Origin of the sequence: Capnocytophaga cynodegmi DSM 19736 (assembly GCF_000379185.1) — a bacterium.
In the GTDB taxonomy this organism is placed as follows: Bacteria; Bacteroidota; Bacteroidia; order Flavobacteriales; family Flavobacteriaceae; genus Capnocytophaga; species Capnocytophaga cynodegmi.
In genome coordinates, this window is sequence record NZ_KB900716.1 from 15,347 (window position 1) to 38,004 (window position 22,658).

18 protein-coding genes and 1 pseudogene are annotated in these 22,658 nt (G+C 34.2%); 12 read left to right on the forward strand and 7 right to left on the reverse strand.

Annotated elements, in window-relative coordinates; genetic code table 11:
* From bamA to murI, 4 genes and pseudogenes are all read left to right on the forward strand, one after another.
* A complete protein-coding gene (gene bamA, locus YW9_RS0106410) occupies positions 1–2,541 on the forward strand; it encodes an outer membrane protein assembly factor BamA (RefSeq protein ID WP_018279366.1) in 2,541 nt (846 codons plus the stop codon).
* 113 nt (positions 2,542–2,654) lie between these two features.
* Positions 2,655–3,237, forward strand: a pseudogene (locus YW9_RS0106415) (OmpH family outer membrane protein); the annotation flags it as partial.
* Positions 3,238–3,418: 181 nt separating this feature from the next.
* Entirely contained in the window at positions 3,419–3,952 is a 534-nt protein-coding gene (locus YW9_RS0106420; protein WP_018279368.1) for an OmpH family outer membrane protein, read from the forward strand.
* Between the two features lie 71 nt (positions 3,953–4,023).
* Entirely contained in the window at positions 4,024–4,818 is a 795-nt protein-coding gene (gene murI / locus YW9_RS0106425) for a glutamate racemase (RefSeq protein ID WP_018279369.1), read from the forward strand.
* Here the strand turns inward: murI and YW9_RS0106430 are convergent.
* Genes YW9_RS0106430 through YW9_RS0106440 form a run of 3 tightly spaced genes read right to left on the reverse strand, consistent with a single transcriptional unit; the run spans position 4,815 to position 9,032 of the window.
* Positions 4,815–7,118 (reverse strand): penicillin-binding protein 1A, encoded by a 2,304-nt coding sequence (locus tag YW9_RS0106430; RefSeq protein ID WP_018279370.1) that lies wholly within the window; start codon positions 7,116–7,118, stop codon positions 4,815–4,817. The genes murI and YW9_RS0106430 overlap by 4 nt on opposite strands.
* A gap of 36 nt (positions 7,119–7,154) precedes the next feature.
* On the reverse strand, positions 7,155–7,631 hold the full coding sequence (locus YW9_RS0106435) for a gliding motility lipoprotein GldH (protein ID WP_018279371.1): 477 nt from the start codon (positions 7,629–7,631) through the stop codon (positions 7,155–7,157).
* 42 nt (positions 7,632–7,673) lie between these two features.
* On the reverse strand, positions 7,674–9,032 hold the full coding sequence (locus YW9_RS0106440; protein WP_018279372.1) for a PSP1 domain-containing protein: 1,359 nt from the start codon (positions 9,030–9,032) through the stop codon (positions 7,674–7,676).
* A 307-nt stretch (positions 9,033–9,339) separates the two neighbouring features.
* Here YW9_RS0106440 and azu point away from each other — a divergent pair, with 307 nt between their 5' ends.
* The 6 genes from azu to truA all read left to right on the forward strand — a co-directional run bounded on the left by azu (position 9,340) and on the right by truA (position 15,196).
* Entirely contained in the window at positions 9,340–9,873 is a 534-nt protein-coding gene (azu, locus tag YW9_RS0106445; RefSeq protein ID WP_018279373.1) for an azurin, read from the forward strand.
* Positions 9,874–10,015: 142 nt separating this feature from the next.
* Positions 10,016–10,300 carry a hypothetical protein gene (locus YW9_RS0106450; protein ID WP_018279374.1) on the forward strand — a complete coding sequence of 95 codons (285 nt, stop codon included), beginning with the start codon at positions 10,016–10,018 and terminating at the stop codon, positions 10,298–10,300.
* A gap of 59 nt (positions 10,301–10,359) precedes the next feature.
* Positions 10,360–12,189: a DNA mismatch repair endonuclease MutL gene (mutL, locus tag YW9_RS0106455; RefSeq protein WP_018279375.1), complete on the forward strand. Its 1,830-nt coding sequence runs from the start codon at positions 10,360–10,362 to the stop codon at positions 12,187–12,189.
* Positions 12,190–12,201: 12 nt separating this feature from the next.
* Positions 12,202–12,966: a rhomboid family intramembrane serine protease gene (locus YW9_RS0106460; protein ID WP_018279376.1), complete on the forward strand. Its 765-nt coding sequence runs from the start codon at positions 12,202–12,204 to the stop codon at positions 12,964–12,966.
* Between the two features lie 95 nt (positions 12,967–13,061).
* Entirely contained in the window at positions 13,062–14,444 is a 1,383-nt protein-coding gene (locus YW9_RS0106465) for a tetratricopeptide repeat protein (protein WP_018279377.1), read from the forward strand.
* Positions 14,445–14,446: 2 nt separating this feature from the next.
* Positions 14,447–15,196: a tRNA pseudouridine(38-40) synthase TruA gene (truA, locus tag YW9_RS0106470; protein WP_018279378.1), complete on the forward strand. Its 750-nt coding sequence runs from the start codon at positions 14,447–14,449 to the stop codon at positions 15,194–15,196.
* On the opposite strand, the gene YW9_RS0106475 is transcribed toward truA, so the two are convergent.
* Together YW9_RS0106475 and YW9_RS0106480 are read right to left on the reverse strand one after the other, a co-directional pair.
* On the reverse strand, positions 15,193–16,065 hold the full coding sequence (locus tag YW9_RS0106475; protein WP_018279379.1) for a beta/alpha barrel domain-containing protein: 873 nt from the start codon (positions 16,063–16,065) through the stop codon (positions 15,193–15,195). The two genes, truA and YW9_RS0106475, sit on opposite strands and share 4 nt — an antisense overlap.
* Positions 16,043–16,729 carry an HAD family hydrolase gene (locus YW9_RS0106480; protein ID WP_018279380.1) on the reverse strand — a complete coding sequence of 229 codons (687 nt, stop codon included), beginning with the start codon at positions 16,727–16,729 and terminating at the stop codon, positions 16,043–16,045. The genes YW9_RS0106475 and YW9_RS0106480 overlap by 23 nt, the downstream gene beginning before the upstream one ends.
* Positions 16,730–16,863: 134 nt before the next feature.
* On the opposite strand from YW9_RS0106480, the gene YW9_RS0106490 reads away from it, so the two are divergent.
* Both YW9_RS0106490 and YW9_RS0106495 read left to right on the forward strand, forming a co-directional pair.
* Complete coding sequence (locus YW9_RS0106490; RefSeq protein ID WP_018279381.1) at positions 16,864–18,192, forward strand: TrkH family potassium uptake protein; 1,329 nt, start codon at positions 16,864–16,866, stop codon at positions 18,190–18,192.
* Positions 18,193–18,194: 2 nt separating this feature from the next.
* Complete coding sequence (locus tag YW9_RS0106495) at positions 18,195–18,845, forward strand: potassium channel family protein (RefSeq protein ID WP_018279382.1); 651 nt, start codon at positions 18,195–18,197, stop codon at positions 18,843–18,845.
* 15 nt (positions 18,846–18,860) lie between these two features.
* On the opposite strand, the gene YW9_RS0106500 is transcribed toward YW9_RS0106495, so the two are convergent.
* Together YW9_RS0106500 and YW9_RS0106505 are read right to left on the reverse strand one after the other, a co-directional pair.
* The gene (locus YW9_RS0106500; RefSeq protein WP_026193868.1) at positions 18,861–19,799 is read right to left on the reverse strand and encodes a YeiH family protein; all 939 of its coding nucleotides are present in this window, start codon (positions 19,797–19,799) and stop codon (positions 18,861–18,863) included.
* A gap of 57 nt (positions 19,800–19,856) precedes the next feature.
* On the reverse strand, positions 19,857–22,466 hold the full coding sequence (locus tag YW9_RS0106505; RefSeq protein ID WP_018279384.1) for a heavy metal translocating P-type ATPase: 2,610 nt from the start codon (positions 22,464–22,466) through the stop codon (positions 19,857–19,859).
* Positions 22,467–22,658: the final 192 nt, after the last annotated feature.

Genomic DNA, 22,658 nt, shown 5'->3' on the forward strand with positions numbered 1-22,658 from the left:
ATGTCATTGAAGAAGTATTTATTTATAGCATTATCTGCAATAGTAGGATTTGTAAATGCTCAAGAGGAAGAGAGATTATCAATAGAGAACGGAAAGAAATACATTATTGGAGGAATTGAGGTAACAGGTTCAAAACGTTACAATGCACAAACTATTCTTACAACTTCAGGTTTGAGAGTAGGTGATGAAATCATTATTCCTGGCGAAAAATTTAGTGCTATAATTCATAAATTATGGGGTTACAAGTTGTTCAGTGATGTAAATATCTATATCCAAAAAATTGAAGGAGACAAAGCCTTTTTGGAACTTGCCATCAAAGAAATCCCATCGCTTATTGAAGCAAAAGTAACAGGAATTCGAGAGAAAAAAGCTGAAGAAATTATAAAAAATGCTAACTTAAAAAAAGGAACTAAGGTAAACGAAAGTTTTATTGCAGATACTAAAAACTATATCATTAACAAATATCGAAAAGATGGGTATTTGAATACTAAGGTAACTGTTGATACTAAGGTAGATACTACAGATGCTAACGGAGTAAATATGTTGGTTCATATTGATAGAGGAAATAAAGTAAAGGTGGATAAAATTACTTTTGAAGGCAATGAAAAATTTTCCGATACTAAGCTCCGTAAAAAGCTCAAAAACACAAAGCAACGTACTTTTGGTCGTTTTTGGAAGCGTTCTAAGTATGTAGCGAAGGATTACGAAGAGGATTTGATTTCGTTAGTTGATTTTTACAAAGAGAATGGCTATCGTGATGCCCGGGTTGTAAGTGATACTTTAACCTATGATTCTGAGGGTAATGTAAATTTGAATATTGCTTTAGAGGAAGGACGTAGATATTATTTTGGAGATATTCGTTTTTTAGGAAATTCGGTATATAATGATCGTATTTTACATCAAATATTAGGAATTAAAAAGGGAGACGTATACAATGGAGTTCATCTAAAAAAACGCCTGCAAGACCCAACAAAACCAGATTCAGAAGATGTTTATAACTTGTATCAAAACAATGGATATTTATTTGCAAAAGTTATTCCTGTGGAAACTTCTGTGGTAAATGACACAATTAGTTTTGAGGTTCGAATTTCTGAAGGAAAACCAGCATACTTTAATAATGTTACGGTTGTAGGTAATCAGCGTACGAACGACCACGTGATTTTCCGTGAGTTACGTACTCGTCCAGGATATTTGTATAACAAAGACGCTTTAGTACGTACTATCCGTGAGTTAGGTCAATTGCAATTGTTTGATCCTCAAAATATTATTCCTGATTTGAAAAATCTTGATGATATTGCAGGAACAGCTGATGTTGAGTATAATCTTACAGAAACAGGTTCTAGCCAGATACAATTACAAGGTGGTTATGGAGGAGGTTCTTTCATTGGTACATTGGCATTAGTTTTCAATAACTTTTCAATAAGAAATATTTTCAACAAGAAAGCCTATGCTACAATGCCAATTCCGATGGGTGACGGACAGAATTTATCTCTCAACGTTCAAGCAAGCAGATATTACAGAACGTACGGGTTTTCATTTATGGAACCTTGGTTTGGAGGGAAGCAACCTGTACAATTTTCAATTTCGTTCAATCGTACAGAACAATTTGGATACAATTATTACACCTATGATGTAGACAGAAGTAAGAGGGTTTTCATCACAGGGGCTAGTGTAGGTCTTGCAAAACGCCTTAGAGTGCCAGATGATTATTTTCAGATTTCACACGCGTTGAGTTATCAGCATTATGACTTGAGAAACTACTCATTAGGGCTATTCACTTTTAATGAAGGAGAATCAAATTCCTTAGCCTATACGATTGCTTTATCAAGAAATTCAAGTGGACCAAATCCTATTTTCCCAATGTCTGGTAGTAACTTTTCAATTAGTGCGAAAGTGACACCTCCTTATTCATTGTTTAATAATGTGGATTACAAAGCACTATCTGCCGAAAGTTCTCAAGCAGAAGCAAACAGAGATGCAGCAAAAATGGCTGAAATTGACCAAAAACGTTTTCATTGGTTGGAGTTTTATAAAATAAAGCTTAATGGAACTTGGTATACAAATATTTATGATAAGTTGGTATTAAAATTTGGAGCTGATTTTGGTTATTTAGGTGCTTATAATAAGGATAGAGGTGTTGTGCCTTTTGAAAGATTTTTTATGGGAGGTGATGGTTTGGGATATTATTCAATGGACGGACGAGATAATATTCAAATGCGTGGATACACGAATTATTCTCTTTCATCACCCGATGGAGAAAACGTTTTCAATAAATTTTCATTAGAATTGCGTTATCCAATTACTCTAAAACCAATGGCTTCAATCTACGGATTAGCTTTTGCTGAAGGAGGAGGAACTTACACAGGCTTTTCAAACTTTAATCCATTCCAAATCAAAAGGTCAGCAGGATTAGGATTGCGATTGTTTATGCCTCAATTTGGTATGTTGGGTATTGATTTTGGTTACGGATTTGATAAGCCATTAAATTCAAATACGAAAGGTGGTTGGCAAACACATTTCATTTTTGGACAACAATTCTAAAATTTGGCACGATATTTTCTGTGTAGTAATTAGAGAGGAATTAATAAAAGTTTTTAGCTATGATAAAATTGAGACATATCTTGCTTTTGGGCTTATTCTTGACTACAAACCTTATGTTCTCTCAAAAAGGAGTTAAGATTGGTTATGTAGATATGGATTTTATTTTGTCAAACTTGGAGGAATATAAGGTTGCTAATGAACAATTTGCTTTGCAAGTGAATGGTTGGCAACTTGAGATAGAAAAACGTCAAAAGCAAATTCAAGAAGAGAAAGACAAGTTGGAAGCTGAAAAATCATTGCTAACGGCTGAACTAATAAAAGATAAGCAGCAAGAAATAAATTTGCTCGAGTATAATTTGAATGCTTACAAAGAACAAAAGTTTGGAGCTAAAGATGGAGAATATATCACTCAAAAATTTATGTTAGCCAAACCAATTCAAGACCAAGTGTTTAATATTGTTCAAGAAATAGGGAAGCTTAGAAAATATGATATGATTTTTGAAAAAAGTGAAGTTTCAATGCTTTATTCTAATAATCAGCATAATTTGACAAACGTTGTGCTTCGAATTTTGAGGAGAAAAGACAATGCAGAGGACAGAAATAAAGAAATAGGCGAACTTTTAAAAGAAAGCTATGATTTTGAATTTGTTGATGAACGAACAAAAAAACGCAAAGAATTAGAGCAAGAACGAGAAAGAAAAAAAGCTGAATACGAAAAGGAAAAACAGAAACGTATAGAAGAAACACAACGCAAGCGAGCAGAACAACAGGCTCAAAGAGAGAAAGAAAAAGCTGAACGCATACAAAAGCAACAAGAAGCAAAAGAGAAAAAAAATAAATAGAGTACTAACATTAATAATTTATAAACACAAGTAAGATGATGAAAAACTTTAAAACAATTATGATTGCATTGGCTCTTGTTTTAGGAGCAACATCAATGGCTACTGCACAAAACAAAATAGCCCATATTGATACACAAAAGCTTTTAGAAGAAATGCCTGAAAGAAAATCGGCTGAAGCTCAGTTGAAAAAACTACAGCAAACATATGAGGCTGATTTCCAGGCTTCAATTAAAGAACTTCAAACAAAAGCTCAAGCGTACCAAAATGAAGTAACAGCTTTAACAGACGCTCAATTGAAAGCCAGAGAGACAGAGTTTGTTAAAAAATCAGAAGAAATCCAAACAATGGAAAATAACTTGCGTCAGGCTCAACAAACGGCTTCAATGACAATTCAAAAGAAACAACAAGAACTAATTGAGCCAATTTTGAAAAAAGTGAGAGCTGCTGTTGAGAAAGTTGCTGCTGCACAAGGAATTCAATACGTGTTGGACTCAAGTAATGGTTCAGGAGTGATTGTAGCTAAAGGAACTGATTTGTATAGTGCAGTGAAAAAAGAATTAGGATTTTAATTGTCCATAATACATAAATAATTTTAGTTAAAAGTGTTCGTGATTTGCGGACACTTTTTTATTTTTGTGCTATGATTAATAAAGAAAAACCAATAGGATTGTTTGATTCAGGGGTAGGAGGAACCACGATTTGGAAAGAAATAGTAAAACTACTACCTTACGAAAATACACTATTTCTGGCAGATAATAAAAATGCTCCTTACGGAGGAAAAACGAAAGAAGAAATAATCTTTCTGTGTGAAAAAAATACAGAATTTCTGTTAGAAAAGGAAGTTAAAATTATTGTAGTTGCTTGTAATACAGGAACAACGAATGCAATATCGCATCTACGTACCAAATATAAAGAAATTCCTTTTATAGGAATAGAACCAGCTATTAAACCAGCAGGTTTACAGAGTGTTACTAAAAAGGTTGGTGTTTTAGCAACTAAAGGAACACTTTCAAGTGAACTATTTATGAAAACAAGTAATAATCTGATTAAAAATGAAGGAATTCAGATTGTTGAAAGAGTAGGAGAGGGATTAGTAAGCCTGATTGAAAGCGGAAAAATTGAAAGTCCCAAAATGTTTGAATTGCTAAAAGAATACCTATTGCCTATGGTAGAAGAAAATATAGACTACTTGGTACTTGGTTGTACACATTATCCTTATTTATTACCTCAAATTCAAAAAATTATTCCTGAAAATATAAAGGTAATAGATTCGGGGTATGCTGTTGCAAAACAGACAAAAAACGTACTTTCGCAAAACAATTTGCTAAATGGTTTGCAAAACAAACCCCATCATATTTGGTTAAGTAATGGGGATTTATCTATTTTACAACAATTTGCACCGAATATAGACAACTTAAAACTTCAAAAGATTTAAAAGTCAATCTGTCCAAAATCGTCTCCATCACTTGATTGTTCGTCTTTCTTACAATCAACGGGGATTACCATATTCTGAGGAGAAGGAAAAGCAGCTTTTGATACACTTAACTCTTTGTCTTCATAACATTTTTTCATATAATATCCCCAAATGGGCAATGCCATTGTTGCTCCTTGTCCGTAGGCAGTGCCTTTAAAGTGTACGGCTCTATCTTCACCTCCTACCCAAACTCCAGTAACTAAATTAGGAACCATTCCCATAAACCAACCATCGCTGTTATTTTGGGTTGTTCCTGTTTTTCCCGCAATCGGATTTGTAAAGGCATACGGATATCCTGTCATCACATTTTTGTATAAACTATTATAAGAATCAGCCCCTTTGGTTCTTAATCTAGCTCCTGAACCATATTGTGTAACTCCTTCCATCAGGTTTACAACAGCTCTCGCAACATCAGCACTTACAACATCGTGTGTTTCAGGAGTATTCTCAAATAGTACAGTTCCGTTTTTATCTTCAATACGAGTAACCAAAATAGGTTTTACGTATACGCCTTCATTGGCAAATGTGCCATAAGCCCCTACCATTTCATAAACTGTAACGTCGGAGGTTCCTAAAGCAATTGAAGGCATTTCAGGGATTTCAGAGGTAATTCCTAAGTTTCTGACCATATTTATTACTGGAACAGGCCCCACCTTATCCATCAAATTAACCGTAATAGAGTTTACTGAATTAGCCAGAGCGTATTTTAAGGTCATTAGTTTACCAGAGAATTTCCCGTTGGAATTTTTGGGACACCAAGCAGTTACGTTTTGGTATTTTCCTTCTTCTATACAAGTTTGAATATCAGGTAACTCATAGCAAGGTGAATAGTGCAGTTGGTCAATTGCAGTTGCATAGACGAATGGTTTGAAAGTAGAACCCGTCTGACGTGCTCCTTGTATAACTTGGTCATACTGAAAATGTTTGTAATTAATTCCTCCCACCCAAGCCTTGATATGCCCTGTTTGTGGTTCCATTGACATCATTCCTGTACGCAAAAAGGCTTTATAGTAAAGAATAGAATCCTTAGGAGTCATAATTGTATCTTTTTCGCCTGTCCAAGAAAAGATTCTCATTTCTGCTTTTTTATTGAAGGATTCTTTGATTTCATTTTCGGAATATCCCAAAGATTTCATTTTTCTCCAGCGTTCGGAGTTTTTCATTGCTCTAGCTATCAATGTATTGAATTCATCTTTGGAAATATCCAAAAACGGATAAGTTTTATTTTTGGTAGGATTATTTTCCGCATCAAAGGCTTTTTGAAGTCGCATCATATGTTCTTTTACAGCCATTTCTGCATAAGTTTGCATTTTTGAGTCTATGGTGGTATAAACTTTCAGCCCATCTAAATACAGATTGTGTTTTGAGCCATCTGGTTTAGGATTTTTTTCAATCCAATCTCTCATATACGAGCGTAAATACTCGCGGAAATAGGTCGCAATTCCTTCGTTATGGCTTTCGGGCGTGAAATTAATTTTTAAAGGAATTTCTTGTAAAGAGTCTCTAACTTTATTGGTAATGTAGTTATTTTTAGCCATTTGGGAAAGTACTACATTTCTTCGGTTGGTAACTCCTTTTGGATTTCGGACTGGATTGTAAAGAGAAGAATTTTTAAACATTCCTACTAACACAGCACTCTCTTCAATCAATAAATCTTGTGGCTCTTTATCAAAGAATATACGTGATGCAGAACGGATTCCATCTGCTTGATAACCAAAATCATATATATTGAAATACATCGTTAAGATTTCCTCTTTGGTATATTGAGTTTCCAAACGTGTGGAAATTACCCATTCTTTAATTTTTTGGGTATAACGCTCTAATCCACGGGCTTTGGTTCCGTGAAATAATTGTTTTGCAAGTTGCTGTGTTATTGTTGATGCACCTCCTTTACTTCCCATAAAAACAATGGCACGTAAGGTTCCTCGAGCATCAATTCCTGAATGTTCATAAAAACGCTCGTCTTCGGTGGCTACCAACGCATCTACCAAGTGTTTTGGTAAATCTTTGTATTTGACTGGAGTTCGATTATCATCTAAATAAAATTTACCTAATGTTTTTCCGTCTGAACTTACAATTTCCGTAGCTAAATTAGTTTCAGGGTTTTCAAGTCTTTTAAAATCAGGCATTTCTCCTAGAAAACCCCAAGAAGCAAACATAAATAGGAGCAAAACGAATACTATACCTCCAGCAAATATTCGCCAAAACCATTTTACAAAAAAGTTCTTATTTTTTTTTGTACTATTTGTATTTTTTGCCATAAACGTTTGAGTATCAATTTTTTGATTTTTGTTAATTTATTTGGCTGTTTCTATTCGTAAACCTACCTCCGTAATTCCATCAAGAAGTTCAATTCCTTCATTTTCACCTATTTTTCGCATAGCTTGTTCTATCTTTATGGTGTATTTTCCTTTTTGAGGGAATTTAAAGTTTTCCTTATACCATAACTTACTTTCTTTAATGGCAGAAAACCCATAACCAAGCCATTCTCCTTCAGGAGTTGCCATTTCGAATTGTAAAGTATCTACAATAACTTCATTATTAGGTTGTTCTAATCTTGTGATAATAAATAAATTACTAAATTGGTATTTTTCATCATTTCGAATCATTACAAACAGATTTTTTTTGGTAATTGTATCCATTTGTTCAAGTTGAAACAAAATAGGCTTCGTTTTATCCCAACCACTGGGAATAGAAACATATTGACTATATTCAACATTGTCATTGCAACTTGTTAGTAAAATAAATGCAAAAAATACTTTTAATAATCTCATTTTCAGAATTAATTATTTTTAAGAAATGTCAAAAAAACAATATTACTTTTCTTTGTTTGTATTGTTTCTGTTATTAGGTCTTTTTTTACCATTCGGTTTTTTTGGCTCATTTGTGTTTTTCAAATTGTTTTGAGAATTCTCCTTCTGAGGATTTACTTGTTTTTGTTCCTTTACACTTTTAGGAAGGTTGTTTTGATTTTCTTTTTTTTGTTGATTGGAATTCTTTGTTTGTTTTTGATTTTTTGGATTGCTATTTTTCTGTTCTTTTGAGCTTTTTTTACCTTTTTTTCGTTTGTTGACTTTGTCGAATCGGGTAATATCCTCCTCAATCATTTCTTTACTATTATCATTTCCCAAAGTAGCCGACATACCAACACCATCACTCACGATAGCATAATTATCCAAAGAGACTGCTTTCTGTTCTTTTTCATTCAAAGCGATAATCTCCTTAACGTTATCAACCGAAATTTTATACCAATTTATAGGGTCATCATCATAGGTAAACCACATAAATCGTTTGAAAATATCTATTTTTTGGCAACTGGCTTTTCCTTTTTCGGTTAGAAGTTTCACTTCCGTTTTTGGAAAATCTTGTAGAGCATCAAGGTAAGTGTCTAACTCAAAGTTGATGCAACACTTTAGTTTTCCGCACTGGCCAGCTAATTTTTGAGGATTCAGTGACAATTGCTGGTAACGAGCTGCCGCTGTGGTCACAGTTCTAAAATCAGTTAGCCAAGTGGAACAGCAAAGTTCTCTTCCGCACGAACCAATTCCTCCCAAACGAGCCGCTTCCTGACGAAATCCAATTTGTCGCATTTCTATTCGAACGGAAAAAACCCGAGCCATATCTTTAATCAGTTGGCGAAAATCAACACGTCCTTCTGCAGTATAGTAGAACGTTGCTTTGGAGCCATCTCCTTGAAATTCAACATCTGATATTTTCATTTCCAGCCCTAGAGCAATTGCCAATTCTCTTGATTGTTTTTGAACGGCTTCTTCCTTGTTTCGGGCTTCTTGCCAAATATCTATATCTTTCTGATTTGCTTTGCGATATATTTTAGGAATGTTATCACTTTCCCAGTCAATCCGATGTTTTTTCATTTGCAAACGAACCAATTCTCCCGTTAGTGTAATAACACCTATGTCGTGTCCAGAACTGGTTTCGGTAGCAACAACATCACCTATTTGCAAAGGAATGTTTTCGCTATTTCTGAAATATTCTTTTCGGCTGTTTTTAAAACGTACCTCTACGCAATCAAATTGTTTTTGTCCACCTGGTACCTGTGTATTGGAGAGCCAATCAAAAACGGCTAATTTTCCACTTCCACAGCCGCTTGTTCCGCAACCACCTGTTCCACAGCTTCCTTTTTTATTTTTTGTTGTGCAATTATTGCAACTCATATTTTTTAATCGTATATTTTTTAAAGAGGAAAAACAGATTTATTCCTCTTAGTTTTGTTAAGTTAGTTTATTAGTCTATTATTCCAAATTAAGGAACTTAAAACTGCAAAAGTACATTTTTTATTTTACTTATGATAACAGATGATGTGTTTTTTACATAGTCTTTTCCCAAGTAAGTACAAAAATTGAGCTTATTTTAATCCGAAAACTAATTATTTTTTGTAAAAATGAATGTTAAAACTTAATTAAGAATTATTTTAAATAAAAAAATATTGTATCTTTGTCCGAAATTAAAAGTGGTATCTATATGAAAAAAGTATTTTTAGTAGCTCTTATTGGGGCGTTCGTTGTATCGTGTGGTAATACAGAAACTAAGAAAAATGACACAAGTTCTTCGATGGAAGCAACTCATAATCACGATCATTCAATGCAGGAGGCAAAATCTGTTGCGAAAGAACAAAAAACTGAAGATGGTGCAATTGTGTTGGAAAGTACTGACCAAATGACTTTCAATACAAATGAAATTAAAGTGAAAGCAGGTGAAAAGGTAACTCTAACTCTTAAGCACGTAGGAAAAATGCCTGTGGAAGTTATGGGACACAATTTTGTGTTATTGAAACAAGGAACTGACCTTGCTGCCTTTGCTGGAAAAGCAATGAATGCCAAAGATACGGACTATGTACCTGCTGGAAGTGATGAAGTTATCGCTCATACCAAAATGATTGGTGGCGGAGAGTCAACAACAATTACATTTGATGCTCCAGAGAAAGGGACTTATGATTTTATGTGTTCATTCCCTGGGCATTATGCAATTATGAAAGGTAAATTTATTGTTGAATAAATAAAAATAACAATTTATTATCTACGTTAGGCTACCCGCTTTTTGGGTGGCCTTTTTGTTTTAAATTAATTTTTCGTACTTTTGCGAGGCTTAATGTATGAAATTTTTCATTGAAAAAGATAAATAATAAAGATGTAAAACTATGAAAATTAGGATTTTCTATCTAAAAAAAAATAAAAAATACAATTATACACCTCGCTATTATGAGGGTAAGAATTTGGGAAATCCGTATGAGTTTGATTCACGTATTCGGAAAGACCGAGAAACGCAAACAAATCATTTTACTGTAGAGTGGCAAGATATCCGAAAAGAGAGTCGCAATCGCAAAAACAGAGAAATTAACAAAACTTTTTTAGTAGTTTTGGCTATATTGATTTTTCTAGCTCTCTATCTTCTTGATTTTGACTTATCAATTTTTAAAAAATAACAGAAAAAAGTATTTTTATTCAAAAGTCTGAGATATTTTTAGGCTTTTGATTTCCGTATATGACAGATATAATTCGCTTATTACCAGACCACGTAGCTAATCAAATTGCAGCAGGAGAAGTAATTCAGCGTCCTGCTTCGGCTGTGAAGGAATTACTTGAAAATGCTATTGATGCTAAGGCAACAGAGATAAAACTTATCATTAAAGATGCAGGAAAAACATTAGTACAAGTTATTGATAATGGGATTGGTATGAGTGTTACAGATGCTCGTTTAGCTTTTGAACGTCACGCTACTTCTAAAATCCAAAAAGCTGAAGATTTATTTCATTTACAAACAAAAGGCTTCAGAGGTGAGGCATTAGCCTCGATTGCAGCAATTGCTCACGTTGAATTAATTACAAAACGCCCATCTGATGAATTGGGTACAGAGCTTCGTATTGAAGGAAGCAAAGTTACCTACCAGGAACCTTGTGTTACTGCCAATGGGACGTCCATAGCTATGAAAAACTTATTTTTTAATATCCCAGCTCGTCGTAATTTTCTAAAATCAGATTCTGTGGAGCTTCGACATATATTAGATGAGTTTCACAGAGTGGCATTAGCACATCCAAACATTCATTTTTATCTTTATAATAATGGAAATGAATTATTTAATTTGCCTATTGCGAATTTCAGGCAACGAATAGTACACATATTTGGTGCAAAGACAAATGAAAAATTAGTCCCCGTCGAGGAAGAAACTCCTATTCTAAAAATCAGTGGATTTATTGTAAAACCTGAATATATCACAAAAAGTAAGTCATTACAATTTCTGATGGTCAATCATCGTTTTGTGAAAAGTAGATATTTAAATCACGCAATTACAATAGCTTATGAAGGATTGATTAACAGCCAACAACAGCCAGATTATTTCATTCAGCTTGAGGTTGACCCTTCTTCTATCGACATTAACATTCACCCAACAAAAACAGAAGTTAAATTTGAAGATGAGCATAGTATTTATGCTCTTTTGAAATCGGCAGTAAAACATAGTTTGGGACAATTTAATATCGCTCCAACACTTGATTTTAACAGAGATGCATCTTTTGATATCCCATACAATTACAAGGATAAAGAGCCTATTTTTCCGAAAATAGAAATAGACCCCGATTTTAATCCTTTCAAAGAAGAAATAAAATCAAAAAATTCATATTCAAATAATTATTCATATCATTCTAAAAAGCAACCTGCTTGGGAGAGTTTGTATTCAGAAATAGATTCTGGTTTAAATAATTTTGAACCTCAAGTGATTGAAAGTAAGTTGTTTGATGCGGAACCTCAATTTTTACAAACAGGAAAAAAAACGATATTCTTAGGAAATAAATATCTCGTGACAACGTTGGGGGGAGAGTTAGTTGTGGTTAATATTCATCGTGCTCACCAGCGTGTTTTATATGAGGAATTTATAAAGACTTTACAATCAAGTAGTACAGCAAGTCAGCAGTTGATGTTTCCTATTGAACTTTTCTTCTCAAAACCTGAAATTGAAATTATTTTAAATTTGAAACAATTTTTTGAGGATATAGGCTTTATAATTGATATTGAATCAGATAGAGTAATTCTAACAGGGATTCCGCTTCATATTTCGGATAGCCAAATACCAGAGGTTTTTTCGGAAATTGTACATCAACATACTGAGAATGTGTATGGAGCAGAAAATTCTCAGAAAGAGACTTTTGCAAAGAGCATTTCTAAAAATTTGGCCGTAAAAACAGGGCAAACCTTAACAGAAGAAGAGCAAGAAACTTTACTGAATAATTTGTTTGCTTGTCAAGAAAGTTTAATTTCGCCCTTTGGAAAACGAATTTATACCAAATTTTCATTAACCGATATTGACAAATTTTTTTAATTTTAGAAATTTATGGAACGTATAACACAGACAGTTAAGCACTTAATAATAATAAATGCTATTTTCTTTTTTGTCGTACAATACAATCTCATACCAAGTTTAAACCTGAATGAAATAACTCCAATTTATTTTTTTGAAAATCCAGAATTTCGTTGGTGGCAGTTTATTTCTCATATGTTTATGCACGGAGATTTGATGCATTTATTTTTCAATATGTATGCACTTTGGGCTTTTGGGAGTCCACTGGAACATATTTGGGGGCGAAATAAGTTTTTGTTTTTCTATCTTTCGTGCGGAATTGGGGCAGCGTTAATACATTCTGGCGTAAATTATTATTACTTTCAACAGGGACTTCAGGCTCTTGCTGAGGCGAATGTATCTTCTGAAATGGTAAAAGAAGTTTTATTAGAGAGAAACCTTCATAGAATTTATCAGTTAAGAGAATTTATTCCATCAAGTACTTTTGATGATATGATGTCAGCATATTTTACACCAGCGGTTGGAGCTTCAGGGGCAATTTATGGTATTTTGGCAGCGTTTGCAATGATGTTCCCTGATGCTAAGTTGATGCTTTTCTTCATTCCTTATCCTATAAAAGCAAAATATTTCATTCCAATTATAGTTGGTTTGGACTTGTTCTCAGGAGTTACAGGTTTCTCTGTTTTTGGAGGAAATATTGCTCATTTTGCCCACGTTGGAGGAGCTTTAATGGGCTTTTTGATGATGTGGTACTGGAGAAAAAAATCATTCGACCAGAATCGTTGGGATAGAAGATAAAAAAAATTAAGTAAGTAGAAAATAAAAGTAAGGTGTTGATAAACAATTATATGCCTTTTTACTTTTGTTTGTAAAATAAAAGATAAATCAGTTTTATGCAATTTTTTTCAGAAGAAGAAAATTATTCTGTTTCAAAATTTGAGTCAATGTTACAAAAAAATCATATTTTGTTTTTTGATGTTGACGAATTTGAAGAGATTATCGAATATTATTTAGAATTAGGAAAAATGAGTAAGGCCAAACACGCATTGCAAATTGGCTTAAATCAGCATCCTTCGGCTATATCACTGAAACTCTTACAAGTAGAGGTAATGATTTTTGAAGATGAATTGCAACAAGCCTCCGTAATTCTTGATGAGTTAGAAATGATAGAACCTTCAAATTCAGAAGTTTATGTGCAGAAAGCAAACTTATATTCCAAATTAAATCAGCACGAAAAAGCAATTGATTTACTAAAATATGCTCTTCCGTTGGCTGATGATTTGGTAGATGTTTATTCTCTAATCGCGATGGAGTATCTTTTTATCGAAAATTATCAGGAGGCAAAAAAATATTTCAAAAAATGCCTGTCAGAAGATATTGAAGACTATATGTCGTTGCAACAATTGCTTTTCTGTTATGATATTTTAGAAGAGAATGATGAAGCGATTGCTTTTTTAAATGCTTATTTGGATAAAAATCCGTATTGTGAAGTAGCGTGGCACTACTTAGGTAAGCAACATTTGGTAAAAGAGGAATTGAATGAAGCTCTGAGATGTTTTGATTTTGCCATAATTAGTGATGATACTTTCACAGGAGCCTATTTTGAAAAAGCGAAAGTGTTGGAAAAACTTGAAAATTATCAAAAAGCTATTGAGAATTATAAGATTACTCTCACTTTAGATGATGCTTCTCCTTTGGTATATTTGCATATAGGGCGTTGTTTTGAGAAAATGAATGATGATGTTACAGCCGAACAATATTATTTTAAAGCTGTTCACGAAGACCCTCAATTAAGTAAATCTTGGCTTACGTTGGCTGAGTTTTACTACCTGAGAGGAAATCATTCCAAAGCCCTGAATTATATAAACAAAGTATTACTTCTTGAGGATAATAATCCATACTATTGGCGTCGTTGTGCTGAAATCAATTTCTGCCTACAAGATTATGAACGAGCAGAATATGCTTTTAGTCAGGCAGTTGAGTTTGGTGATTATTCATTAAACACATTAATCAACTGGACAGATTTGTTGTTGTTGAATGAAAATTATGTTAAGGCGCTGTCTGTAGCTTCAGATGCAATGCGTATTTTCCCTGATGAAATAACTATGTTTTATCGTGTTTCGATTGCTTTTGCTGGAGTTGGAAATATATCAGAATCAGAACATTATTTGAAAATTGCCTTTGAGAAAGGAAGAGAATGGATTGCTTTTTTTGATAAAAAATTTCCAGCATTTTTTAGTTTAGACTTTGTGAAAGAAATAATGAAGAAAAACTAAGAATGCGATATTTTATAGAATTTTCATACAACGGAAAAAATTATCACGGTTGGCAAAATCAGCCTCATTCTGTTAGTGTTCAGGAAGTTATGGAGAAATGCCTCACTGCACTTTTACGAACAAAAATAGAAATTGTAGGAGCAGGACGAACTGATAGTGGTGTACACGCTTTGCAGATGTTTGCTCATTTTGATACTGAAAAAACTATTGATAATCAGTTAGTTTATAAGTTGAATTCTTTTCTACCTAAAGATATTGCTGTCCACCAAATTCATAAAGTGAGAGATGACGCTCACGCTCGATTTGATGCAATAAAAAGGACTTATGAATATCATATTTCAACTTATAAAGATGTATTTCGTTATGAGTCAAGTATGTACATAAATCTTCCGTTAGATGTACAAAAAATGCAGGAAGCTGCGAATATTCTTTTTAAATATGCTGATTTTCAATGTTTTTCAAAATCAAATACAGATGTAAGAACTTATAATTGTAAGATTTATCGGGCTCTTTGGAGGCAAGAAGGGGAATTGTTAATCTTCACAATTTCAGCAGACCGATTCTTACGCAATATGGTACGTGCCATTGTGGGAACATTAATTGAGGTAGGTTTGAATAAAATATCAGTTATTGATTTTCAGAATATTATAGAAAGTAAAAATCGTTCTAAGGCAGGAGCCTCTGTCCCCGCTTGTGGACTTTTCTTAAAGAAAGTAGAATATTCGGAAGATATTTTCGTTAAAAATGATTAGCTATCAAAAATCTTCATAGCTTCGTTGTAACTACTTTCAAACGCTAAAAGATTTAATTGAGTCGGAATTTTTTCTTTCTGAAAGTAAGAAATCAGTTTTTCTGTAGGCATATTTCCTACGAGTTCATCTTTTGCCATTGGGCAGCCTCCGTAGCCGCGTATAGCTCCATCAAAACGCAAACACCCTGATTTATAAGCACTATTTACCTTTTCAAACCAATTATGGGTAGAAGTGTGGAAATGGGCACCAAACTCAACATTTGGATATTTGGAAATCAAGTGTGAAAATAGGTTCGTTATCACATTGCCAGTAGCAGTTCCTACAGTATCGGAAAGCGAAATTATCTGAATATCTTTTTTGATAAGTTTTTCAACCCATTGCTCTACAATTTCTTCATTCCAAGGGTCGCCATACGGATTGCCAAATCCCATAGAAAGATAAACGACTAATTCTTTTCCGTGTTTATCTGTTTGATTTTTAATATAATCCAAAGTGATGAGACTTTCCGCTATGGTTTTATGAGTATTACGCATCTGGAAGTTTTCAGAAATGGAGAAAGGATATCCTAGATAGTCAATTTGTTGAAAGGATAAAGCATCGTCAGCACCTCGTTGGTTGGCAATAATGGCAAGTAACTTGCCTTTGGTTTTGCTCAAGTCTAAATTTTCAAGAACTTGCGGTGTATCTGCCATTTGAGGTATAGCTTTGGGCGACACAAAACTTCCAAAATCAATAGTATCAAATCCCACATTCAGAAGCGATTGTATGTAATTCACTTTATCTTTTGTAGGAATAAAACTTTTGAATCCTTGCATTGCATCGCGGGGGCATTCAATGATTTTTATGCTATTTTCCTGAGGATTTTTCATTAATTTTGATTAGATTTTCGATAAAATCATCTGTAATGTCATTCATAGAGTGAATTAGTAAATCGGACTTTGAGAGGTCTTGATTTCCTGAGTTTGGGTTTTTAAATCCGATACAATTCATTCCTGCACTTTTGGCGGCTTGTACTCCATTTTTACTATCTTCCAGCACCCAAAAATTCTTAGAATCAGCTTGATACCATTGGGCTACTTTTGTAAAAATTTCAGGAAAAGGTTTGCTGAATTTCACATCGTCACCACTCATAATCACATCAAAAAAATGGCTGATATGTATTTTTTTTGTGAAATAATCAATCAATTTTCGTGATGAAGAGGAAGCCAAAGCCAGCGAAAATCCGTGATTTTTGAGTTTTTGTATAACATTTTTAACCCCTTCAACTTCTGTAACTTCAATTTCTTCAAAACGCTCATAAAAGTAGGTTCGATGAAATTGTAATAACTCTTCAGCCGACTTTGAGAGAAGAGCATCTTCCTTTATTTTTTTCCACATAGGAATTGCTGACATTCCCGTCAGCGTCTCTTCGATATAGCTTTTTGGAAATTGAATTTCAAGTTGTTGGAAAACTTCATAAATGATTTGACAATGCATCGGTTCACTATCTACCAATACGCCGTCCATATCAAAAATAAAATATTTTGGAGTCATTATGATTGTAATATTTTGAAGTCAAAAGTAGTATTTTATTTGAAATAAACAAATTCAATATTTGAAAAAAAATCATATTCTTCGGCTTTGTTCTGTTGAGAAATTGTTAAATTTGCACCCATTTTTGAAGTGTTATGACACGAAAATTTTCACCATATTCTTTAGTAATTTTATCATTTATTGTACTGATATTTGTCGGAACCATTTTGCTGACAATGCCGTTTTCTTATACAGAAAATAACGAGGTGGATTTCTTCGATGCTTTGTTTACGGCGACTTCAGCTGTTACTGTTACTGGGTTGGTAGTCAATGATGTAAGTTCTGTTTTTACAATCTATGGTAAAATAATACTGATGGTCTTGATCCAAATGGGAGGATTGGGATTACTTACCTTTTCATCTGCAATTATATTATTGATATCCAAAAAAATAGGGTTTCATACCAAAAAAATAGTCGCTGAAGGATTAAATCACGTAGCCAAGTTCGACATATATTCACACATCAAAAAAGTGGTGTTTGTGGTGTTTGTCATTGAGGCTGTTGGAGCATTGTTTCTTTTTGGGCAATTCATTACCGAGTACGATTTTTTTACAGCTGGGTTTTATGCCGTTTTTCATTCAGTTTCAGCCTTTTGCAATGCTGGTTTTGGATTACTTCCGAATAATTTAGAAAATTATGTTTTCAATCCTTTTGTAAATTTTGTTATTGCATTTTTGATAATATTCGGTGGCTTGGGCTTTGCGGCTATCATTGAAATATACGAATTTATACGAGGTAAAAGAAGAAAAATAAGTATCAACACAAAATTTTCATCATTAATAACGATTATTCTTCTGATTTTAGGAACATTATTATTTTTCGTGTTGGAATATGGCAATGAAACTACACTTGCCAACAAGAATATTTTTGAGAAGTTATTGATAAGTTTTTTTCACTCAACATCTTTGCGTACAGCGGGGTTTAACACAATTCCTCTGGCAGGAATTGGAGGGGCAACGGTGCTTTTTTGTGCTATATTTATGTTCATTGGAGCTTCGCCAGGTTCAACAGGAAGTGGGGTAAAAACGACGACTATCGGGATTTTATTCTTAGGAATTAAAGCGGCGTTGCTTAATAGAGAATATATTGAATTTTCAAAACGAAGAATTTCTTGGAGAGCGTTGAATAAGGCATCGGCATTAACCATTATAGCGATGTTCTACATACTTACAATGATTATTATTATGGCAGAGTTGGAGCCAGATAAAGATATTTTAAAAGTAGCTTTTGAATTGATGTCTGCTTTCGGAACAGTTGGACTTTCAATGGGAGTTACTCCTCATTTGACGATAGCTTCAAAGGTAATTATCATATTCACAATGTTTTTGGGTAGGGTAGGACCTCTAACCATCGTTCTGGCTTTATCCAGAGACAGCCGTAAAGGAAAATACAAATATCCGAAGGAAAATATTTTAATAGGTTAGTTATGAAGAATTATTTAGTTATTGGGTTAGGAGAATTTGGTAAATCTGTTGCTAAAACTCTTTACAAAAATAAAGCTACAGTACTTGCTGTTGATATGTCCGAAGAATTAATCAGACAGGCATTAGACGAAAGAATCATAGATGATGCAATTATTTTGGACGCAACGGACGAAATAGCACTTAAAAATGTTGTTAAAGATGATTTCAAAACGGCTTTTGTTAGTGTAGGAGATAATATTCAGGCAAGTATTTTGATTACGCTGTATTTGAAAGAGTTAGGTGTGAAAAATATTATTTGTAAGGCCGTAAATCACACTCAAGGAAGGGTATTGGAGAAAATCGGGGCAACGCAGGTAGTTTTCCCAGAGGAATCAATGGGAGAGAAAATTGCTCTTACTGTGTTGCGACCTACTGTAATTGAATATTTTAAATTTTCTGAAGATTATTTTATTTACGAAATCAAGATTCCTAATAACTATGTGGGTAAAACTCTGAAAGACCTCAATTTAAGACGAAAATACGATGTAAACATCTTAGCTGTAAAGCATTCCGACGGGAAAATGAACGTGACGCCCAATCCAGAAACGAAACTCAATCAGGAAGATTTGTTAATCATTTTGGCAAAAGAAAATGTAGTAGACGAAATTCTTTAAGAAAAGATTAATTGATTAATAAAGTCCATTTCGTATTATTTCCAAACTTCCAAAACTTATCATAAACCAGAGAATTACAGCAAAAAGCAAAGGTCTTAGCCCGATAGTGCGTAGCTTTTCACGGGTTAATGTCGCACCGATAAGAAAGAGTGTTAAATGCAATATTGATTTGGAAACCAATGTGATTTCCTTATTCACACTATTGAAAATAGGAAAGTAAGTATTAACAACAATCGCCAAAACAAAAGCAATTATAAACCAAGGAATTTTAATTTTGGAATTATTGCTTTTAAACAAAAACATCGTTAGGAAACACAATGGAATAATCCACAAAGCTCTGGCTAACTTTACTATGGTTGCAATTTTCAGGGCTTCATCGCCAAACTTTCCTGCTGCCCCCACAACCGAACTTGTATCGTGAATTCCTATCGCACACCATAAGCCAAACTCCTGCTGTGAAAGGTTTAGCCATTGACCAATAATTGGATATATAAGTAGTGCTAATGAGTTTAAAGTGAATATAATAGCCAATGCTATAGAAATATCTCTACCTTTAGGATTTGCAATAGGAGTTACGGCAGCAATGGCACTTCCTCCGCAAATGGCAGTCCCAACAGACAACAAAAATGAAAGTATATTGCCTAATTTTAATAATTTCCCTAAAAAATACCCTCCAACTAAAACAAATAGAATGCTCCCAATGGTAAGCAAAAATCCAGAGCTACCAGCTTGTAACGCTTCATCTAACCTCAATCCGAATCCTAAGCCAATAACTGCAATTTTCAGTAGAAGATGGATATACTTATTGAGTTGATTCTGAAAACTATTTTTGAAGAATAACGCCCAAAAGAAACCTAAAAGCAAAGCCACAGGCGATGATATCCAAGGTGTTAAGCACAGACAACAAAAAAAGATAAAAAATACGTTATGTAACTTGAAGTTGTTAATTTGCATTTTTAGTTTTTACATTTTTAATCATAAAGTCCCCAAAAGTACATAATCGAACTTGTTTCACAGCTTTACATTTCTCAATCGTAAGGCATTGACTATTACGCTTACTGAACTGAAACTCATTGCCAAAGCTCCTAACATTGGTGAAAGCAAAATTCCGAAGAAAGGAAACAAAATTCCTGCCGCAATAGGAATTCCGATGGTGTTGTAAATCATTGCGAAAAATAAATTTTGCTTAATGTTTTTCACTACATAATGACTTAGTTTCTTAACCTTTACAATGCCGTTAAGGTCGCCCTTCACTAATGTTATTTTGGCACTTTCTATGGCTACGTCGGTGCCTGTTCCCATTGCGATACCCACATTGGCTTGTGCGAGGGCAGGAGCATCGTTGATGCCGTCCCCCGCCATCGCTACGATTTTCCCCTTTTGCTGTAATTTTTCTATTTCGTTTTGCTTATCTTGGGGCAACATTGATGCTTTGTAGTTTTTTAACCCAATTTCATCAGCTATAGCCTTTGCGGTGAAAGGATTATCGCCCGTTAGCATTATAATTTCTATTCCCAACGTTTGCAGATTTTTCAAAGCACTTATTGTAGTGGGTTTTATAGGGTCTGAAATGACCACAGCCGCAATAATTTCCTTATTTTCAACTAAAAAAGAGAGTGTTTTGCCTTTCTGTTGCTCTTGCTTTACTTGTTTGTTTATCGAAATGGGAAGTAAAACACCTGCATCGGCAAGGAGTTTGTCATTTCCAAAGTAATATTTGTTCTGCCCTAAAGTTCCCGAAACTCCTTTGCCTGAAATGGCTTTGAAATGTGTTATTTCGAGGCTGGTTATGCTGTTCTGTAGGGCGTACTCATTGGTGGCTTTGGCAAGTGGGTGTTCACTATTTTTGTTTAAAGAATAAATGATGGTTAGTAACTCCTTCTCGGTGTGATTTCCAAAGGGAATTATCTTCTCCAAGTTGGGTTTTCCCTCAGTTATGGTGCCTGTTTTATCAATAACGAGTGTATCGACAGCGTTCATACGCTCCAAAGCCTCTGCATTTTTGATAAGAATTCCGTTTTGTGCCCCCTTGCCGATGCCTACCATCACCGACATTGGCGTTGCTAAGCCCAAAGCACACGGACAAGCGATAATCAGTACGGCAATGGCATTCACCAGAGCATAAGTGTAAGCATTTTCCTTCCCAAAGATAATCCAGAGGACGAATGTCAGCATCGAGATGATAATTACAATGGGTACGAAGTATGATGAAATCTTATCAGCAAGTTTTTGAATGGGAGCTTGGCTTCGACTGGCTTTCTGAACCATATCAATGATCTGAGAAAGCAATGTTTCTGCTCCTACTTTTTTGGTTTGCATTATGAAGCTGGTTGTGCCATTAATAGTTCCTGCCGAAATGGGGTCTCCTATCTGTTTTTCAACAGGAATAGGCTCTCCCGTAATCATACTTTCATCAATGATTGCTGTGCCTTGCGTGATTATTCCATCAACAGGGATTTTATCACCTGGTTTTACTCTCAAAAAGTCATCTTTAACAACTTCACTGATAGAAACTTCTTTCTCTTGACCATCACTAATTTTGATAGCCGTATTAGGAGCTAAACTTAGCAACATTTTGATGGCATTTTGCGTTTTTCCGTGTGCCGAAGCCTCCAATAATTGTCCGAGCATTACCAAAGTGAGAATGACGGTAGTAGCTTCAAAATAGACGTGTACCTCTGCGTGATGTGTCTTGAACTGAGCAGGAAACCAATTAGGGAAAAGCATTCCTATTACGCTGAAAATCCAAGCTATTCCAGCTCCAATTCCAATAAGGGTAAACATATTGAAGTTCAGAGACTTCAAACTTTTCCACGCTCTTACAAAAAATATGTTACAGAAGTAAAACACAACAGGCAAAGAAAGTATACATTGTATCCAATTCCAGTATTTTTGTTCCATTAAGCGATACAAAATGTTGTTAGGAATCATTTCGCTCATTGCAATAATGAAAATGGGAATGGTAAAAGCCACCGAACCCCAGAATTTGTACCGAAGTTCCTTCAATTTCTTGCTTTCTGCAGAATTTTCATCAGAAGAAAAGGCTGAAACTTCCTCCACTAAATCCATTCCACAGATAGGACAATCACCCATCTTGTCATAGGTTTTGTCGCCCTCGCATTGCATTGGGCAATAGAATGTTACATTGCCTTTAGGTGTGTTTTCGGTCGTTTTTGAAGTATTTTCGATTGTTTGTTCAAAAGTTTTATGTAAGGAATAATGAGTCCCTTCCAAACTTCGGCTTAATTTGGCAAATGAAATAGGTTTTGACAGATGCACAACAACCTTTTTTTCCTTTCCATCGACTGAAATTTCCTCCACGCCATCTATTTCTTGTAACGCTTCACGAACCGTATTTTCACAACCCGAGCAACTCATTCCTTTTACGAAGTATGTATATGTTTGTGCCTCAGTTAAATTGGTGTGAATGCTGTAATTTGTCTTTTCCAACGCTTTTTCGAGTAAGGAAAAAGGAATTTCCTCATCAGATTCTATTTGAGCTTGTTGCGAATCCAAATCTATTTTTACTGAATGAATAGTATCAAGGTTTGAAAGGGCTTTTTCAACAGTTCCTATGCAGCCATAGCAACTCATTCCTTTAATATAATATGTCTGTTTCATAGTGTTTTACGATTGATTAGGTATTGTTAGTGACTTTTTATGAAAGAATTTCTTGCAAAATTATAAAAAAAATAAAACAATAATGGTCATATTCCATCTGTAATTACTATTTTATACCTTTTTCAGGCTCTGAACTATTCTTTTGATTATCAGTAGAATGATTTTTATAGTATTAAATATTTTATAAATATT

Bases quoted from the DNA above. Each gene is read 5' to 3' on its own strand.
- YW9_RS0106430 (WP_018279370.1), bottom strand. From the start codon at position 7,118: ATGGCAAAAAATACAAATAGTACAAAAAAAAATAAGAACTTTTTTGTA.
- YW9_RS0106480 (WP_018279380.1), bottom strand. From the start codon at position 16,729: ATGACTCCAAAATATTTTATTTTTGATATGGACGGCGTATTGGTAGAT.
- YW9_RS0106440 (WP_018279372.1), bottom strand. From the start codon at position 9,032: ATGAGTTGCAATAATTGCACAACAAAAAATAAAAAAGGAAGCTGTGGA.
- YW9_RS0106505 (WP_018279384.1), bottom strand. From the start codon at position 22,466: ATGAAACAGACATATTATATTAAAGGAATGAGTTGCTATGGCTGCATA.
- YW9_RS0106465 (WP_018279377.1), top strand. From the start codon at position 13,062: ATGCAATTTTTTTCAGAAGAAGAAAATTATTCTGTTTCAAAATTTGAG.
- YW9_RS0106490 (WP_018279381.1), top strand. From the start codon at position 16,864: ATGACACGAAAATTTTCACCATATTCTTTAGTAATTTTATCATTTATT.
- YW9_RS0106495 (WP_018279382.1), top strand. From the start codon at position 18,195: ATGAAGAATTATTTAGTTATTGGGTTAGGAGAATTTGGTAAATCTGTT.
- azu (WP_018279373.1), top strand. From the start codon at position 9,340: ATGAAAAAAGTATTTTTAGTAGCTCTTATTGGGGCGTTCGTTGTATCG.
- bamA (WP_018279366.1), top strand. From the start codon at position 1: ATGTCATTGAAGAAGTATTTATTTATAGCATTATCTGCAATAGTAGGA.
- YW9_RS0106450 (WP_018279374.1), top strand. From the start codon at position 10,016: ATGAAAATTAGGATTTTCTATCTAAAAAAAAATAAAAAATACAATTAT.
- murI (WP_018279369.1), top strand. From the start codon at position 4,024: ATGATTAATAAAGAAAAACCAATAGGATTGTTTGATTCAGGGGTAGGA.
- YW9_RS0106460 (WP_018279376.1), top strand. From the start codon at position 12,202: ATGGAACGTATAACACAGACAGTTAAGCACTTAATAATAATAAATGCT.
- mutL (WP_018279375.1), top strand. From the start codon at position 10,360: ATGACAGATATAATTCGCTTATTACCAGACCACGTAGCTAATCAAATT.
- YW9_RS0106475 (WP_018279379.1), bottom strand. From the start codon at position 16,065: ATGAAAAATCCTCAGGAAAATAGCATAAAAATCATTGAATGCCCCCGC.
- truA (WP_018279378.1), top strand. From the start codon at position 14,447: ATGCGATATTTTATAGAATTTTCATACAACGGAAAAAATTATCACGGT.
- YW9_RS0106500 (WP_026193868.1), bottom strand. From the start codon at position 19,799: ATGCAAATTAACAACTTCAAGTTACATAACGTATTTTTTATCTTTTTT.
- YW9_RS0106435 (WP_018279371.1), bottom strand. From the start codon at position 7,631: ATGAGATTATTAAAAGTATTTTTTGCATTTATTTTACTAACAAGTTGC.
- YW9_RS0106420 (WP_018279368.1), top strand. From the start codon at position 3,419: ATGATGAAAAACTTTAAAACAATTATGATTGCATTGGCTCTTGTTTTA.